The organism is Marinobacter salinus (assembly GCF_001854125.1).
In the GTDB taxonomy this organism is placed as follows: Bacteria; Pseudomonadota; Gammaproteobacteria; order Pseudomonadales; family Oleiphilaceae; genus Marinobacter; species Marinobacter salinus.
The window spans coordinates 1959551-1974183 of sequence record NZ_CP017715.1; the positions used below are offsets into that span (position 1 = coordinate 1959551).

The following is a 14633-nucleotide window of genomic DNA, read 5'->3' on the forward strand; positions in this document are numbered from 1 at the left end:
GAAAAGACTATCGGGAGACTATGACAGTGCTATGACAAGAAACAGAGAAGAGAGTTAAAAGTTAAAACAAGAGGGGAGAAAAAATGGCGGAGCGGACGGGACTCGAACCCGCGACCCCCGGCGTGACAGGCCGGTATTCTAACCAGCTGAACTACCGCTCCGCGTTGGCTATCACGTCTTGCCCTTGGCGGGCAGCACAATCAGGGGTCTGACTGCTCTGTGACAACGAGGGCGCATTATAAAGAGGCACCCCGTTATGTCAACAATTTTTCCGAAAAAAAATTGAGAAACAAGCATTTCACATGGCATCAACCATGGCATCCTTGCCTTGGGCGGTCTTGCGATACTCAATCGGCGTCATGCAGGACCACCGCTTAAAGGCGCGATAGAAGGTGCTTGGCTCTGAGAAGCCGGTCAGGTAAACGATTTCGTCGATCGATTCATCTGTGGTGGCCAGTAACTGCCGGGCAAGACGGTAACGAAAATCCGCCAGCACCTGGTTAAAGCTTGTTTCAGCTTCAGTCAGCCGCGTACGTAGGGTTCTGGGCTTAATGCAAAGGCGTTCCGCTACGGCGTCCAGGGTGACCTCACCGCTGTCGAGTAGCTCGGCCACAATCCGCTCTACCTGACCAACGATATCTTTCTTTTCAAGGCGCGCCACCTGTTCGCTGGCAAAACGCTCATGGAGGTCGAGCAGCTCGGGCTCGGCATGAGGCGATGCGTGAGCCAGCAGTTTCGCCGGAAAATACAGCCGGTTTCCGTCTGCACCAAAGGTAACGTCGCAGCCGAGCACCTCGGAAACATGACCCTGGCTCTGCGGGTCCCGGGAGTGTTCAAATTCGATGCGAGAGGGATGAAAGCTGTTGTCCGTTATGGAGCGAAAGAATGTGATCAGGCCCAATACGAAACACTCGTTAAAGTGCCTCAAACGCCTTACTTCGTCAGAGGCGGCATCCAGGACCATGCACGCGTCCTCACCCTCGATGAAAAAATCGGTATTGGCCGCATCACTTAACAAACGCTGGTAGTTCTGAGCGCGACGTAACCCTTCACCAAAGGTCGGACTACTGAGGAACAGGTATTCAAGTACCTGCCCCTTGTAGGCTGGAAGCAGCTGACCAAGGTGGAGGCCCACGTCCGGATCTCCGGAGACCTCCTCAACTGCTTGCCAGAAGTAGAGCTGGGCGCTGTGAGGCGTACGCAAATGCTCGGTGTAGACGTAATTTTCGTCAACGCCCAGACGACTGAAAATAGCATTCGTATCGATGCCTTTCTTTTTCATCGCCTCGTAGATCAGGCGCAACATCACTCCCGCATCACGAAGTTCCTGCATAAGATCCCGCTTTTTTTATTTGTTTAATGTCACTTTGACCCGCCGGACAATGGCCGGGGCGCGCCAGGTCAATGCCTGATCTGGCCGGGTTTGCCAGACTTGAAGCCTGTAAGACTACACTTATTAGACCATGGTCTTAAATCAGAGCATATCAGGCCACAGACGAACAGTTGAACCAGAATTAAAAATAACCGGTACTTAAGTCATTGGTTTGCAGCCAATGACACGGGAAAACTCTGAGTCAGGGAGACTACTGAAATGCCAGAAACCGCTACCTATCATAACGCCCCACCAGCACTGCTACCGCTGTATGCAAAGGCGTTACTTCGCAAATCCGGCAAAACCTCCGGCGACATTACCATCCCGAAACTGTCTGCCAGGCTCATGGGGATCAATTCCTCCAACAGCAGGCTACACCGGTACGAAACCATCTGCGGCTACCAACCCCACTCCCGAATCCCAGTCACCTGGCCACATGTCATGGCCTTTCCGCTGCACCTGAAGCTTCTGACTGAAAACACATTTCCGTTACCCCTTTTGGGCCTTGTCCATCTTGGCAACACCATTACGCAGTACCGGGAAATCGGAACGGGAGAAAACCTTGACCTGCATGTCCGGCTCGGGCAGCAAGCGCGCACCAGGCGGGGAATAGAGTTTGACCTGATTACCGAAGCCTATTCAGCCGGAAAGCTTGTGTGGGAGGAGTCGAGTGTCACTCTGTTTCGCCAAACGAACGATCAGGAGCCCCCACGCAGGAAAGCAGCACCGCCCAAGCTTGAACACTACCCCAACACTCTCAGCATTGAGGTCCACGAATCCATCGGGCGCCAGTACGCCAGAGTATCGGGCGACAGCAACCCGATTCACATGCATGCCCTCAGCGCCAAAGTTTTCGGCTTTCCCAGAGCCATAGCTCACGGTATGTGGAGCAAGGCTCATGTGCTTGCGGTATTGGAACAGCAGAAAGGGTGGAAATCCGGCCCCCTTAGGGTCACATGCCAGTTCAAAAAACCGCTGTTCCTGCCGGGAACAGCACAACTTGACTGGCAAACGGATCACTCAGGCATGGATTATCAGTTGCTGAATAACAAAGGCGACGCACCCCACCTGAGTGGGCGCATTGACTGGTTGTAGCGCCTTCCGGGAGGGTTGAGGTCAGTCCTCCCGGGCGCTCACCGGATCCTCCGGGCGGCAGGGCGAGCCCTCGGCGCCGGCAACAGGCAAAGTAAAGAAGAAGCAGGCGCCACCACCTTCCGGGCGCTCAAAGCCGATATCGCCTCCCTGGGCCTGAATCAGGGACCTGCAAGTGGCGAGCCCGATGCCCATACCTTCATCCTTGGTAGTGTAGAAGGGAAGGAACAGTTTTTCCTCGGCATCCTCGGGCAGGCCAATACCATGATCCCGTACCTGTACCCGAACGCAATGTGGCCCGGCGACACTGGCGCTCACCTCCACTGGCGTGGACGCTCCGGAACTGCGCGTCGCCTCAAGCGCGTTGCGAATGAGGTTCAGGGCAACCTGCTGCACCTGGATCGGGTCAGCAACAACATCCGGTAACTCCTCTGGAACCGCGACCTCAATGCCGCCATCGTTATTGCGCATATCGACCTCTGCAAACTGCCGTGTGTCCTCGAGCAGTGAAGGCAGAGAAATAATCTCTTTTCCGGTTGCCGGCTTTTTCATGAACCGGCGAATTCGACGAATAATCTCACTGGCGCGATGAGACTGGGCCTCAATCTTGTCGAGCGTTTCTCCGATCAGACCCAGATCCGGCGTTTCCTTGGCCATCATTCGCTTGGAGACACGGGCATAATTGGTGATTGCAGTCAGCGGCTGATTTATCTCGTGGGCAAATCCGGCAGCCATCTCACCCATCGTTGTCAGGCGCGACGCGTGGGCAAGCTGATCACGCTGCTCCTGAACCAGCGTCCTGGCTTCTTCCAGGGCTGCCTCACTTTCCAGCTCCGCAGTGATATCGCGGAAAACCACAACCGCTCCGTGCAATTCGTCGTCATCAAGCTTTGGCGTCGAACGGCATTCAGCCGGGAAGGCACTGCCATCCGGGCGCAGCATCCGAATATTCCGCTGGTTTTCAGCCACGCCCTGGCGGCAGGTACCATGAACAGGCAATCCGCCAGTGCCCTCGATGGAGGTAGCAAAGTGCGCTTCGAAGAAATTGCGGCCAACAATCTCCTCCACCGGACACCGCATAATCATGGCCGCTGCGGGATTGGCGAACTCAATCGCTCCATTCTCATCAAGCCCGTAAATACCCTCGCTGATGGAGTTGAGAATCCGGGTCTGATCACCCTGGAGCTCACGGTTACGAGCCTGCAACTCACGCTCCAGGCGAATGACACGAGCATGGGTTTTAACCCGGGCAATCACTTCCTGGGACTGGAAAGGCTTGGAGATATAATCCGCTCCGCCAAGGGAAAAGCCTTTTACCTTGGCCTGCAGATCGTCCAGAGCAGAAAGGAACACCACAGCAGAATCGGCTGTTTCCGGACTGGCCTTCAGGCGCTCACACACCTGATAACCGTCCATGTCCGGCATCATGATATCGAGCAGGATAACTTCAGGCTGATGGCGGTGGGCCAGGTCCAGCGCCTTTTCACCCTCATTGGCAATAAGCAGCCGATAGCCTTTGTCTTTCAAGGTCTCGTAAAGGACTTTGAGGTTCTGCGGATTATCATCCACAAGCAGAACCGTCACCTCAGAGTTCTCACTGACAACTTCAGTCATATAAACGGGGCCGGTTAAAAACGTCACCGTATAATGCAGGCAGGATCATCTTGCGTCGATAAGGTCCTTTACGGACAAGACCATACGAACCAGGTGCGCCAGGGAATGCGTTCCCATCTTGTGCATTACCCGGGAGCGGTGAATTTCCACCGTGCGCTGACTGATTTCCAGCTCAATAGCAATAACCTTGTTAGCCTGGCCGGCGATCATGCGGTCCATGATCTCGTGTTCGCGTGGTGTCAGGCTCTTGATACGCCGAATGATCTCCTGTTTTTGCCCCAGGGATTTACGTTGCTCCCGATCCTGCTCCAGCGCCGCCTCGATTTTTTCCAGCAGCGCCTCCTCGCGATAAGGCTTCTGAATAAAATCCACGGCCCCTTCTTTCATGGCGTCCACAGCCATGGGGACATCGCCATGGCCGGTCACAAAAATGATCGGCAGGATCGAGTGCTTCTCATTCAGTTTTTTCTGAAGCTCCATACCATCCATACCTGGCATACGGATATCCAGCACAATACAACCAGCCATCTTGTCAGAGTAATCCTTGAGAAAAGCAGTCGCGTTCTCATACGTCTGCACCGGCTTGCTGTCCGACTTCAGCAACAACTCCAGTGAATCACGAACCGCTTCATCGTCCTCTACCACATACACGGTCTGCTGGATATCAGTCATGGATGTATTCTCTCCTGTCCGTTTTCTTATGGAGCCCGGTCAATGAATTGACGGGTCTTTATTGGCATCCCGGGCATGCTCCTGGTGTTCGTGCTCACGCATTTTCTCGAGCCTCTGCTGGATAATGCCAAAAACACTCTGTTTCGGGTACCTGCCTTTCTCGTCCGCCTTGCCCGCAGGCTTGCCAAGCAACAGCGTAACGGCCTCTTCCAGATGGGTAACAGCATACACAGAAAATCGTCCTTCCCGCACTGCGTTTACCAGCTCACTGTCCAGCATCAGGTTCTGAACATTGGTGCCAGGAACTATCACGCCCTGGGTTCCGGTGAGGCCGCCTTTCAGTTGGCAGGTGGCAAAAAACCCTTCCACCTTTTCATTTACGCCGCCAATAGGCTGCACTTCTCCGAACTGGTTGACTGAGCCAGTGATGGCAAGATCCTGGCGCACGGGCACGTCAGACAAGGATGAAATCAGCGCACAAAGCTCTGCAAGAGAGGCACTGTCGCCATCCACTTCTCCATAGTTCTGCTCGAAGGTGAGACTGGCAGAAAGATGCATGGGATCATTAACCGCAAAGTGAGAAGCCAGCCATGAACTCAGAATCATCACCCCTTTGGAATGAATGTTACCGCCCAGCTTTACATCCCGCTCAATATCCATCACGGCCCCATCTCCATAGTAGCAGGTTGCCGTGACGCGATTGGACAGACCAAACTCAAAGCCTCCGGTCGAGAGGACTGACAAGGCATTAACCTGTCCGACACAGGTACCACTGGTAGATACGAGCGTTGAACCGTCCCGGATGGAATCATAGAACTGGTCGCGAATACGACTGCTCCGGTACTTCGCGCTCTCCAGAGCGCGCTCCACATGAATATCCTGAATCAGTTTTGCCCCGGCCTGGCGGGCCCAGAAATCAGATTCCCTCAGCAGATTGGCAATATCGGCGGCATGGAGGGACAGTCGATTCTGGTGTTCGGCCATACGGGCACTGTGCTCGATAACCCTGGCCACGGCCTTATTGGAGCAGTGCAACAGTTTTTTCTCGCTCACCAGACTGGCGATAAATTTGGCGTAAAGCAGCTGGCTGTCATCAGAGCGGTACATTTCGTTCTCGAAATCCGCGGTTACACGGAACAGTTCCGCAAACTCTGAATCGTATTCCTGTAACAGCATCCAGGTTTCACGATCACCAAAAAGAACAATCTTTACGTCCAGTGGCACCGCTTCCGGTTCGATGGATATGGTCCCGGAAAGGGTCAGTTCACGTTCCAGCGAATTAATCTGGATCGATTTCGAACGTAATGCCCGCTTGAGACCGTCCCACACAAAGGGTTGCTCAAGCACCTTAATGGCATCCATCAACAGGTAACCGCCATTGGCCTTGTGCAGGCTACCCGGACGAATCAACGAGAAATCCGTGAACACGGTACCTTTGAAAGTGACGCTTTCAACGTAACCAAAAAGGTTGTGGTAGGTCGGATTGTCCTCCACCACCATGGGGACTTCGTTGGTTTTCTGGTGCACCAGGAGGTTAACCAGATAACGTCGCGGCATCTTCTTATCCAGCGACGCATAGGCAATGGCCGCCTGCTCTTCATTGTCTTCAAGGAAGATATCGAGATTTTCAGCCAGATCTACCCGTACAGCTTCAAAAAATGCTACAACGTCCGGAAGATCCATGTATTTTTGCTCAAGTTCCTCAATCTGGTGCCCGGAGATACCCTCCAGCGTTTCCTCATTCAGGGCCTGCTGCTTGTCGGCGTACTCCTGTTCCCAGTCGGCCAACTTGCGAAGTGCCTGGCGAAGCTTTTTCTCAAGTTTGTCGATGGAGTCTTCAAATTTATCACGCTGCTCCTGGGTCAACGCCTGAAAGGACTCTGCGGTGTGGGGCTCGTCACCATTCATCGCCACCAGTCGATAGCCGCCTGGCGTGGTAATGTTCAGACTTACCTTTTTCCGCCGGGCCTGGGCAGCCACTTTTTCCAGCTCGTCTTCCTGCATCTTGCCGTACTCGTTCTTGAGCTGTTCGGAACGCTCCAGAAAGCTGTCACTGTCAAACGTCTGGGGAATCACCTTCACCAGGCGACTCATCAGCTTTTCCATATCCTGCTTGAGCTGAGTCCCCTTGCCTGCAGGCAGCTGCAACAACTTCGGCACCCGCGGCTCTTCGAAGTTCGCCACATAGCACCAGTCATGGCTCTGCTGCTCGGTGTCCACATGGTGCTCCAGATAGCGCAGCATCATGGTGCGCTTACCCAGCCCGTTACGGCCCACCGCGTATACGTTGTAGCCGCCATGGGGCATAGCCAGCGCAAAACGCACCGCTTCCTGGGCGCGGTTCTGGCCGACAATTTCGGACAGAGGCTCCAGTTGTCGGGTGGTTTTGAATGGCAAATCTTTTAGAACACAGGCTTTGTAGAGCTGGTGCAGAGACAGTGACTTCAAGGTTGGGTCCTGTAACGGTTGTATCATTGGCCGCTCATTGTAGATTCTGCGGCCGCCCCTGTCGCGTGCAGGCCAAAGATTTCTCAAGACAGTTCAGAGCCCGGGGAAATTGTTACCCAGTTCACAAAACGTCCCTCGGTCATTTTTCAGACAGATGTTCCGGAACTAGACTTCACATCCCGGTCCACAACAAAGACAAGACACCCGATGGATGCCAACGTATGACGAGTGATTCAGCAGATCGCAGAATCAAGGATCGCTACCCGGCCTCTTGCCTGAAGGTTCTGCTACGTGAACGCGGCTTTTTCAGCCGCAACAGAAACCCAATGCCGGTCACCTGCCTCGACCTGAACCGCTATGGCATGGCCGTACTCTGTCCACGCCCGATGGAGCCCGGCATTCGCCTGCACATGGACTTTGAAGGCAAGTACATCAATGAGTCACGGGTGTGCGCGCGCGTTGTGGAATGCCAGCCCTTTCAGACCGGGTACCGGGTGAGCGTTCAGTTCAGTTATTGTCGGGACAAGAAGGGGTATTCCAAAGCCGCAGACAACGCTCTTTCGCGCATTGAAGGTTTTTACAACCGGTTTGCCAGCTAACGCCGGAGACTAAATCAGGCCGGCATCCAGACTGGCCGCTACGTACATTCCCAACTCCCGGCACTGCGCCTCGAATTCATCGCGATAATCACCCCGACAAACAAGCGGCTCCTGAACCCGCTTCCAGCGAAGGCCTGTGGTAATGCTCTCGATGGCTCTCTGGGTACCAGTACCATCATGGCCGGCCCGGATGTAATAAGCGAAGGGAAGGCCCTGGGTCTTTTCAAGGCAGGGGTAATAGCTTCGGTCGAAGAAATCCTTGAGAGCACCACTCATATAGCCAAGATTTTCGGTAGTCCCAAGGATGACTGCGTCACAGCCGAGGATGTCATCAGGACCGGCATCCAGGGGCGCTATAACGGTCACTTCAACATTCTCGATATCTTCGTGAACGGCTCCCTCTGCTACTGCATGCCTAAGCTTGAGGGTATTCGGAGATGGCGCATGAGCTACAATCAGCAGTCGCTTTTTGTTATCCATAACGCCCTCCGATGTTACTTAAAGCAATTCACCGTTAGCTTCTGCCGGGGCCTCTTCGACTTTTTCTTTTGGCACCGGCTTTGGCATTAACTTGTCGCGAACTTTGGCTTCAATTTCGGTCGCCATATCCATGTTCTCTTCCAGGAATTTGCAGGCATTCGCCTTGCCCTGGCCAATTTTGTCGCCGTTATAGGCATACCAGGCACCGGATTTGTCCACGAAGCCTTCTTTCACTCCCATATCCAGAACTTCGGCCATGTGATAGATACCCTTGCCGTACATGATCTGGAACTCAGCCTGCTTGAACGGCGGAGACACCTTGTTCTTGACCACTTTCACCCGGGTTTCGTTACCTACAACTTCATCGCCGTCTTTTACCGCGCCAATGCGGCGGATGTCCAAACGAACAGAGGAGTAAAACTTCAGGGCGTTACCGCCAGTTGTGGTTTCGGGCGAGCCGAACATAACACCAATTTTCATCCGGATCTGGTTAATGAAGATCAACAAACAGTTGGCATGCTTTACGTTACCGGTCAGTTTACGCAGCGCCTGGGACATCAGTCGTGCCTGAAGCCCAACGTGGCTATCGCCCATTTCGCCTTCGATTTCCGCTTTCGGTGTCAGGGCCGCAACGGAGTCGACGATGATCACGTCCACCGCGTTGGAACGAACCAGCATATCGCAGATTTCCAGCGCCTGTTCACCAGTATCCGGCTGGGACACCAGCAGCTCATCCACGTTTACCCCCAGCTTCTCGGCATAAACAGGATCGAGGGCGTGCTCGGCATCAACGAAAGCACACGTCTTGCCCTTCTTTTGCGCTTCCGCAATCACTTGCAGGGTCAACGTGGTTTTACCGGAACTTTCCGGACCGTAGATCTCACAGATACGACCGTAAGGCAGGCCGCCAATACCAAGGGCAACATCCAGTCCGAGTGAACCCGTGGAGACCGCAGGAATGGCTTCACGGGGCTGGTCGCCCATCTTCATCACCGCGCCTTTACCAAATTGGCGCTCGATCTGGCCCAGTGCTGCGTTCAATGCTTTCTTGCGGTTGTCTTCCATCAGTGCAAAACCCTCTGTCGCCGTAGCGGCCGGCTCTCACTCGGGACCGGTCGCGGAATAATGAATCGGGAACTTGTACAGCAGATACAGCAAATTCCCTGTATATTTGAACAGTATTAAAACATAACCGGCAAAAGAGACCAACCCCTCTTGATATGAAAGCTGTCAGAGTTCATTTATAAACCCGTCAACCCCCTGAAGGGCAAAGAGTACGGCCTGCCGTCTGACCTGGTCCCGGTCGCCCTCGAAGTGTTTGACCACGGCCACCGTGCTGGCCGGACTACTGCCCCAAGCGAACCAGACGGTGCCCACAGGCTTCTCCTCGCTGCCCCCTCCAGGGCCGGCCACGCCACTAACAGCAACGGCAATATCCGCACCAGTGGCTGCAAGGGCGCCAGCGACCATTTCCCGCACCACCGGTTCGCTGACGGCGCCGTGCTCGTCCAAAGACTTACCGGTTACTCCAAGAAGTGCCTGCTTGGCGTCATTGCTGTAGGTAACCAGACCACCAAGAACATAGGCTGAGGAACCGGCCCGGTCGGTCAGCACCTTGGCAACCCAGCCGCCGGTACAACTCTCAGCCGTGATGATCGTGCACCCCCGCCGACCCATTACTTGACCGAGATGATTCCCCGCATCCGCGAGTTGCTCATCGGTAACAGCCATCAGCATCTCCCTCGTTTCATCCGCGATGTTATTTTCTTACAACCCCCACCTCTGTTTACAACCAATACCCCGGACACCCACATGTCGGTAGCCCTTATTAAAGCTACCTCAATGAGCGATCACAAGTGGGGGAAGGTCAGATACGGTACAGAGTCAATAAATGTCCGTTATAATTACCAAAGTTAAAATACGGGCATCTTTTGCGGGCACCTCACCCAAAATGCCGATACATATTATTGTGACTACCTCAACGCGGATACGCCGCAAGAAGAGGTCTGACGGCTAGTAGTTGAAACGGAGGCTTGGCGAATCATGACAGATCAGGTGCCAACAGAATACGTGCACTTTGAGGGAGAGGGCTACATTCTGCTCAGGGCAGAACGCGGTTTTTTTTCACCCTGGGACCACGACATTCGCCCCGACGATGCTGATTCCTCCAATTGGGCGGGCTTTGTCGCGCATTTTGTCGTCCACGATAGGCGTCTGTACCTGGACTACCTGACGGTCGGCCATATCCCTGCAACAAAAAAACGATCACCCTTTGAGGGAACAGACCAACTGGAACCGACCCTCGACGACATCATCGGCGACTACGTTTTACCCCCGCTCAATGGTGTGGAACCCACCAATGCAGGAATGGGATACTGGCATTACCAGAATATCAATCTCGCCCTCGATTACACCGGCGCCATAACCCTGGGCAGTGAACCCACGCAAAAACAGCCTGACCATCTGGAACTGACCTTTGAACAGGGTCACCTTGTTTCAGTCAAAACCATCCCCGCCCCCATTCCCGATGCTACCCCTTGGGCTGAAACCGAGAGCCTTCTTTGCGTCACACCATCGGAAGATTTCGACTTCGATAACCCAAGATCCAACAACGGCAAAGACAGCGATAATGAACCGCCCCAGCAACCATGAGGATGCGGGTGCCGCTCATTGCCGTTATTCAGAAGCGGAATCACAAGGGGACAGCGCCAGCGTTAGCCCTGCCAGATCAGAGTTAAATACTACTTTTTAGAACTTGGGGTAGCCAATGTCAGCTCGCTGTAGGGTTCACATGATCCTTTATATTTCTTTACTGAACCGTAATCTGCATGAGCAGTATACACACCAGTTCTCCGATCTATTCTTTTTCGATGACAATTGCCACTATTGTGATCGGTACCAAACTCTATAGCACCGACACTAATATAAACATGTTGATTTCCATAATTTACGAGCCTGGACCAACGCGCATCGTACTTCACAAAAAATAAAACGAATCACCTGCTAACTTATAATAGCCAACATACATTTGCCCATCTTTTATAACCTTATCCCCTTCCACTCCCTTAAAGTACTCACACTTGAGTATTAGCTCATCTTTTTAAGGGGAAGCATGGGTCGCGGCATTACAGTCTTCCAGTTGAGGCGTCACCCCACGCCCCAGCAGGTTCAGTTGCTCGCCATCCCACTGGTAATAACCACTATCCACTCGCATTGACTCACTGGCACCAGGGTTGGTGATCAACAGCGCGCTATCCGCCCGATAGCAAACCCCCAGTGACGTTGACCAGCCCTCATTCATAAAGACCTGGCCCGTCTTCACATCCACAATGGCGAATTGCTGGCAACCTGTACCACACCCCCAATACAGCAGAAGATAATGCCCCGCAAAATTGGCACGACGCCCTTCCAGAAAATTGAAGCGGTGTTTAAAACCGATGGCGCCAGGGTGACTATTGAAATCCACCCGCCTAAACGCGTGGGCCGATATTTCCACTGTGAAGTCGGAAAAATCCACAGTCTCTGGCAAAAACTTGCTTCCCTCTGCCAGCGGCGCTGCATCCACCCATAAAATGGGAAATGCGAACGCCAGAAAAAACATTCTCAACATTCGCAGTTGCATAATCCGCTCACCTTACCGGGTGCTATCGGCGCATCCTCCTATTCCTAAAATTATTGATGACTCCTAGATTTGTCCATCACATTTCTTTTTTAGTTTTTTCGACAAAAGAAGCGCTTTCTTTGCACTTCGGCCATCACCACCAAAATGAATACTAATCCTATTTTTTTTCTCTTTCCTATCAATATATTCCATATTCCCATCTCGCTCATAACTGTACCCAATCACCTCGCTTTCAAAGCTATAAGTCACTCGAGCGCCACCGGATTTAGTATCCAGGAAGGTAATATAATTAATTTCTCCAAAGTTGATACCCCCTTCGGATTCCTCTCTATGCCAGCCTTGACTGTTTTCAAATTCCTTTTTTGAAAAAATAAAAACTTCACAGCCGTTCGGATTAAACTCATTTTCATATTCATACATTCCATAAGAGACGTATCCGGGTATTAACATAAAAAGCTCGTCTGCCAAAGACGAAGCCTCGTCAGCTTGAGCACCAGACGCAAAAATGGAAAACAGCGAAAAAACAAAGCCTACTGCTGACATCAATCTCATCAAACTACCCTTCAAATATTTTATATAAATAATTAAATAGATATGAAATTTAGTTATAAAAGGTAATGCACTCACTAACTCAAAAAATAGAAACCTAATAACTCCACTTCACTTCGTGCACATCAAAATCAGTAGAGCGCCACTCCGAAATCGCTTCATTTCGCCTATCTTTGGCTTCCCTTGCAGTTTCAAATAAATTATATTCGCAAGTCACATTATAGGCTGGATTTGACGGATCATATCGTGCGTCAATGAATTTTTTATAACTATCACTGACTTCATCATCATAAAAAGAGGAAACATAGAAAACATTTGATATGTATACTTCATATTCATCGTCAGCGGCCCACCTATAATCCGCTTCACAGTACATATAACCAGATTCGCCTTCACTCGCCTGCGTAGCGGATAGCGCCACGAACAAGCACACACCGACAAGGCCCTTCCCCAGATAATGCATCGTCTTCATAACCATTTCCTCTCTTTCTCGCTTTGAAAAAATCGGTGATATCAAATGAAAGCAACTCGTTTAATGATTTCAATCAGTACTGCAACAGGATCTGCCCAGGCGGCGCATCTGAATTAATTTCTTTATTCTCCGGATAAAACCCCTTGAGATGCCGAATCTCAAAGTCTCCCCTCACAAAATCTTTCTTAACATCCTGGAATTTACGGGAGACCCCGGATGCTCTTTTACCCTTACATCCACAATCTGTTTTAACATTTTTTCTGTATTTATAACTATCCCGGACTTCGCTATCAAAAAAATGCCCCCATTCCATCAGTGCATGGTGGTTCGGGCCTTCAAAGGTGCAATGCTCTATACTTTCATACCAGAAATGAACTTTTCTGGACTGGTACAACACTTTCTTATCATGGCTATATGCGAAACCTATCGTTTCACATGACAGAGAGTGCGTTTCCGAGTACGCCGTTGACCCAACAGCAAGAAAAAAAACAGAAAAAACGGCCCGACTTAACATTTTTTATCCTAACTTTTAGAGACTATTTTCAGTATTCTTCGATTTCCAGGTCCAACCCCTTCTTTCGGATGCAGGATCGAATATCATCCGTGCTTGGTTTACCAGGGGGCTTGACACCACGAACCCAGACATAGTCATCATAAATAAAGGAATTCACATAAGAAATTTGTTTTGGAGTGCCTTCTTCCCTCACCAAAACATTACCATGCCTCAAATGATCAAACCGGTCCTCAATACATGAAGCAACCCAATCCAAAGAGTTATCGCCTTTGTAAAGAAAATTACGAGTTTTCCAAATTAGCACCTCTTGATCTGTGTAGAGATTATCCGTCAGATTTGCATTACATAACCTGCAGTAATAATACAAGTGAAATATTCCGTCATATTTACTTTTATATATCAAATTTTCCGCATCTTCACTCTTTATCGATAAATCTCTGATCAGTGATTTTCCTTCCCGGACATTGACAATTCTAACGTCCAGAGAATCATCATTATCAAGCTGGGAAAAGTCATACCAGTTATTGATTTCCCAGGAATAGGGACCTCTTCTATCGCCACCCTTGAAACCAGTCAGTAACACGCCGTTGACCAGTTTTCCATCGGCCCTGAGCTGAAAGTTCAATTTTCCATCGGAATCCAGGTAGTCTCTGAGCTCCAGGTTTACAGCCTTGACCCCAGCCTTCTCCGGTGGCAGCTCTTTCTCCTCCCGGTGCCACTCATAAACCTTGTTGCAGGCCTTTTTAAAACTATCAGCGTAGCCATTATCGATCATCGCAAACAACACAGGGAAAACCCCGACCACGCTAATCACGCACCTTGTTGGACTGTAACGAATGGGCCCATACCTTTTGTAGCTCACCTCCTTCTTGATGGCAAAGCGCTCCTTTTTCTGGGTATAGATCTCAACCGGGTCAACACTCACCATGAGCTTTTCATCAGAAACCTCGTAATCGGCACGGAGCTCATAGTGGGAAAATTCTGGCTCTGAAATTGCGTCACCAAAATAGTGGCTTTTTACATACACCTTGTCCTTCATGTAGTTTTCGCGCTCTGCATTAATGGCTCCGCAACCACTTAACAGAGATAAATAAATCAAGGCATTGGCTGATTGACACTTCATAAACCCGCCACTCCCTTCAAAAATCCAAGCAATAAGGTCATAATTTTTCTCTTAATTTTCCCTAAAAGAAAGCATA

General features: G+C 51.2%; 15 protein-coding genes and 1 tRNA gene. 3 read left to right on the forward strand and 13 right to left on the reverse strand.

Annotated features, from left to right (window positions below; genetic code table 11):
* Window positions 1-84 precede the first annotated feature (84 nt).
* Both BKP64_RS08920 and BKP64_RS08925 read right to left on the reverse strand, forming a co-directional pair.
* Window positions 85-161 (reverse strand) — tRNA-Asp (locus BKP64_RS08920).
* A 137-nt stretch (window positions 162-298) separates the two neighbouring features.
* Window positions 299-1333: an AraC family transcriptional regulator gene (locus tag BKP64_RS08925; RefSeq protein ID WP_070968709.1), complete on the reverse strand. Its 1035-nt coding sequence runs from the start codon at window positions 1331-1333 to the stop codon at window positions 299-301.
* Window positions 1334-1591: 258 nt separating this feature from the next.
* Between BKP64_RS08925 and BKP64_RS08930 the strand changes: the two genes are divergently transcribed.
* A complete protein-coding gene (locus BKP64_RS08930) occupies window positions 1592-2467 on the forward strand; it encodes a MaoC/PaaZ C-terminal domain-containing protein (protein WP_070968712.1) in 876 nt (291 codons plus the stop codon).
* A gap of 21 nt (window positions 2468-2488) precedes the next feature.
* Here the strand turns inward: BKP64_RS08930 and BKP64_RS08935 are convergent, their stop codons facing one another.
* From BKP64_RS08935 to BKP64_RS08945, 3 genes are read right to left on the reverse strand one after another with little or no spacing between them, the layout of a single operon-like run.
* A complete protein-coding gene (locus BKP64_RS08935) occupies window positions 2489-4078 on the reverse strand; it encodes an ATP-binding response regulator (protein WP_070968714.1) in 1590 nt (529 codons plus the stop codon).
* Window positions 4079-4123: 45 nt separating this feature from the next.
* A complete protein-coding gene (fixJ, locus tag BKP64_RS08940) occupies window positions 4124-4750 on the reverse strand; it encodes a response regulator FixJ (protein WP_070968715.1) in 627 nt (208 codons plus the stop codon).
* Window positions 4751-4789: 39 nt separating this feature from the next.
* Entirely contained in the window at window positions 4790-7198 is a 2409-nt protein-coding gene (locus tag BKP64_RS08945) for a Lon protease family protein (protein ID WP_070973622.1), read from the reverse strand.
* Between the two features lie 221 nt (window positions 7199-7419).
* On the opposite strand from BKP64_RS08945, the gene BKP64_RS08950 reads away from it, so the two are divergent.
* On the forward strand, window positions 7420-7797 hold the full coding sequence (locus BKP64_RS08950) for a PilZ domain-containing protein (RefSeq protein ID WP_070968718.1): 378 nt from the start codon (window positions 7420-7422) through the stop codon (window positions 7795-7797).
* Window positions 7798-7806: 9 nt separating this feature from the next.
* On the opposite strand, the gene BKP64_RS08955 is transcribed toward BKP64_RS08950, so the two are convergent.
* The 3 genes from BKP64_RS08955 to pncC form a co-directional block, all read right to left on the reverse strand.
* Window positions 7807-8277: a flavodoxin family protein gene (locus tag BKP64_RS08955; RefSeq protein ID WP_070968721.1), complete on the reverse strand. Its 471-nt coding sequence runs from the start codon at window positions 8275-8277 to the stop codon at window positions 7807-7809.
* A gap of 18 nt (window positions 8278-8295) precedes the next feature.
* Window positions 8296-9342 (reverse strand): recombinase RecA, encoded by a 1047-nt coding sequence (recA, locus tag BKP64_RS08960; protein ID WP_070968724.1) that lies wholly within the window; start codon window positions 9340-9342, stop codon window positions 8296-8298.
* Window positions 9343-9507: 165 nt separating this feature from the next.
* On the reverse strand, window positions 9508-10008 hold the full coding sequence (gene pncC / locus BKP64_RS08965) for a nicotinamide-nucleotide amidase (RefSeq protein ID WP_070968727.1): 501 nt from the start codon (window positions 10006-10008) through the stop codon (window positions 9508-9510).
* Window positions 10009-10320: 312 nt separating this feature from the next.
* On the opposite strand from pncC, the gene BKP64_RS08970 reads away from it, so the two are divergent.
* Window positions 10321-10929: a hypothetical protein gene (locus tag BKP64_RS08970; protein ID WP_070968730.1), complete on the forward strand. Its 609-nt coding sequence runs from the start codon at window positions 10321-10323 to the stop codon at window positions 10927-10929.
* A 448-nt stretch (window positions 10930-11377) separates the two neighbouring features.
* Here BKP64_RS08970 and BKP64_RS08975 read toward each other — a convergent pair whose 3' ends face one another.
* The 5 genes from BKP64_RS08975 to BKP64_RS08995 all read right to left on the reverse strand — a co-directional run bounded on the left by BKP64_RS08975 (window position 11378) and on the right by BKP64_RS08995 (window position 14473).
* The gene (locus BKP64_RS08975) at window positions 11378-11899 is read right to left on the reverse strand and encodes a hypothetical protein (RefSeq protein ID WP_070968734.1); all 522 of its coding nucleotides are present in this window, start codon (window positions 11897-11899) and stop codon (window positions 11378-11380) included.
* A 63-nt stretch (window positions 11900-11962) separates the two neighbouring features.
* Window positions 11963-12442 (reverse strand): hypothetical protein, encoded by a 480-nt coding sequence (locus BKP64_RS08980; protein ID WP_157755415.1) that lies wholly within the window; start codon window positions 12440-12442, stop codon window positions 11963-11965.
* Window positions 12443-12545: 103 nt separating this feature from the next.
* Window positions 12546-12920 (reverse strand): hypothetical protein, encoded by a 375-nt coding sequence (locus BKP64_RS08985; RefSeq protein ID WP_157755416.1) that lies wholly within the window; start codon window positions 12918-12920, stop codon window positions 12546-12548.
* Between the two features lie 73 nt (window positions 12921-12993).
* Window positions 12994-13434: a hypothetical protein gene (locus BKP64_RS08990; RefSeq protein ID WP_070968744.1), complete on the reverse strand. Its 441-nt coding sequence runs from the start codon at window positions 13432-13434 to the stop codon at window positions 12994-12996.
* Between the two features lie 28 nt (window positions 13435-13462).
* Entirely contained in the window at window positions 13463-14473 is a 1011-nt protein-coding gene (locus tag BKP64_RS08995) for a hypothetical protein (RefSeq protein ID WP_157755417.1), read from the reverse strand.
* Window positions 14474-14633 lie beyond the last annotated feature (160 nt).

Excerpts from the sequence above, each read along its gene's own strand:
- BKP64_RS08980 (WP_157755415.1), bottom strand. The coding sequence starts at position 12,442 with ATGTCAGCAGTAGGCTTTGTTTTTTCGCTGTTTTCCATTTTTGCGTCT.
- BKP64_RS08975 (WP_070968734.1), bottom strand. The coding sequence starts at position 11,899 with ATGCAACTGCGAATGTTGAGAATGTTTTTTCTGGCGTTCGCATTTCCC.
- BKP64_RS08930 (WP_070968712.1), top strand. The coding sequence starts at position 1,592 with ATGCCAGAAACCGCTACCTATCATAACGCCCCACCAGCACTGCTACCG.
- BKP64_RS08985 (WP_157755416.1), bottom strand. The coding sequence starts at position 12,920 with ATGAAGACGATGCATTATCTGGGGAAGGGCCTTGTCGGTGTGTGCTTG.
- BKP64_RS08925 (WP_070968709.1), bottom strand. The coding sequence starts at position 1,333 with ATGCAGGAACTTCGTGATGCGGGAGTGATGTTGCGCCTGATCTACGAG.
- BKP64_RS08995 (WP_157755417.1), bottom strand. The coding sequence starts at position 14,473 with ATGAAGGACAAGGTGTATGTAAAAAGCCACTATTTTGGTGACGCAATT.
- BKP64_RS08970 (WP_070968730.1), top strand. The coding sequence starts at position 10,321 with ATGACAGATCAGGTGCCAACAGAATACGTGCACTTTGAGGGAGAGGGC.
- BKP64_RS08950 (WP_070968718.1), top strand. The coding sequence starts at position 7,420 with ATGACGAGTGATTCAGCAGATCGCAGAATCAAGGATCGCTACCCGGCC.
- fixJ (WP_070968715.1), bottom strand. The coding sequence starts at position 4,750 with ATGACTGATATCCAGCAGACCGTGTATGTGGTAGAGGACGATGAAGCG.
- BKP64_RS08935 (WP_070968714.1), bottom strand. The coding sequence starts at position 4,078 with ATGACTGAAGTTGTCAGTGAGAACTCTGAGGTGACGGTTCTGCTTGTG.
- BKP64_RS08955 (WP_070968721.1), bottom strand. The coding sequence starts at position 8,277 with ATGGATAACAAAAAGCGACTGCTGATTGTAGCTCATGCGCCATCTCCG.
- pncC (WP_070968727.1), bottom strand. The coding sequence starts at position 10,008 with ATGGCTGTTACCGATGAGCAACTCGCGGATGCGGGGAATCATCTCGGT.
- recA (WP_070968724.1), bottom strand. The coding sequence starts at position 9,342 with ATGGAAGACAACCGCAAGAAAGCATTGAACGCAGCACTGGGCCAGATC.
- BKP64_RS08990 (WP_070968744.1), bottom strand. The coding sequence starts at position 13,434 with ATGTTAAGTCGGGCCGTTTTTTCTGTTTTTTTTCTTGCTGTTGGGTCA.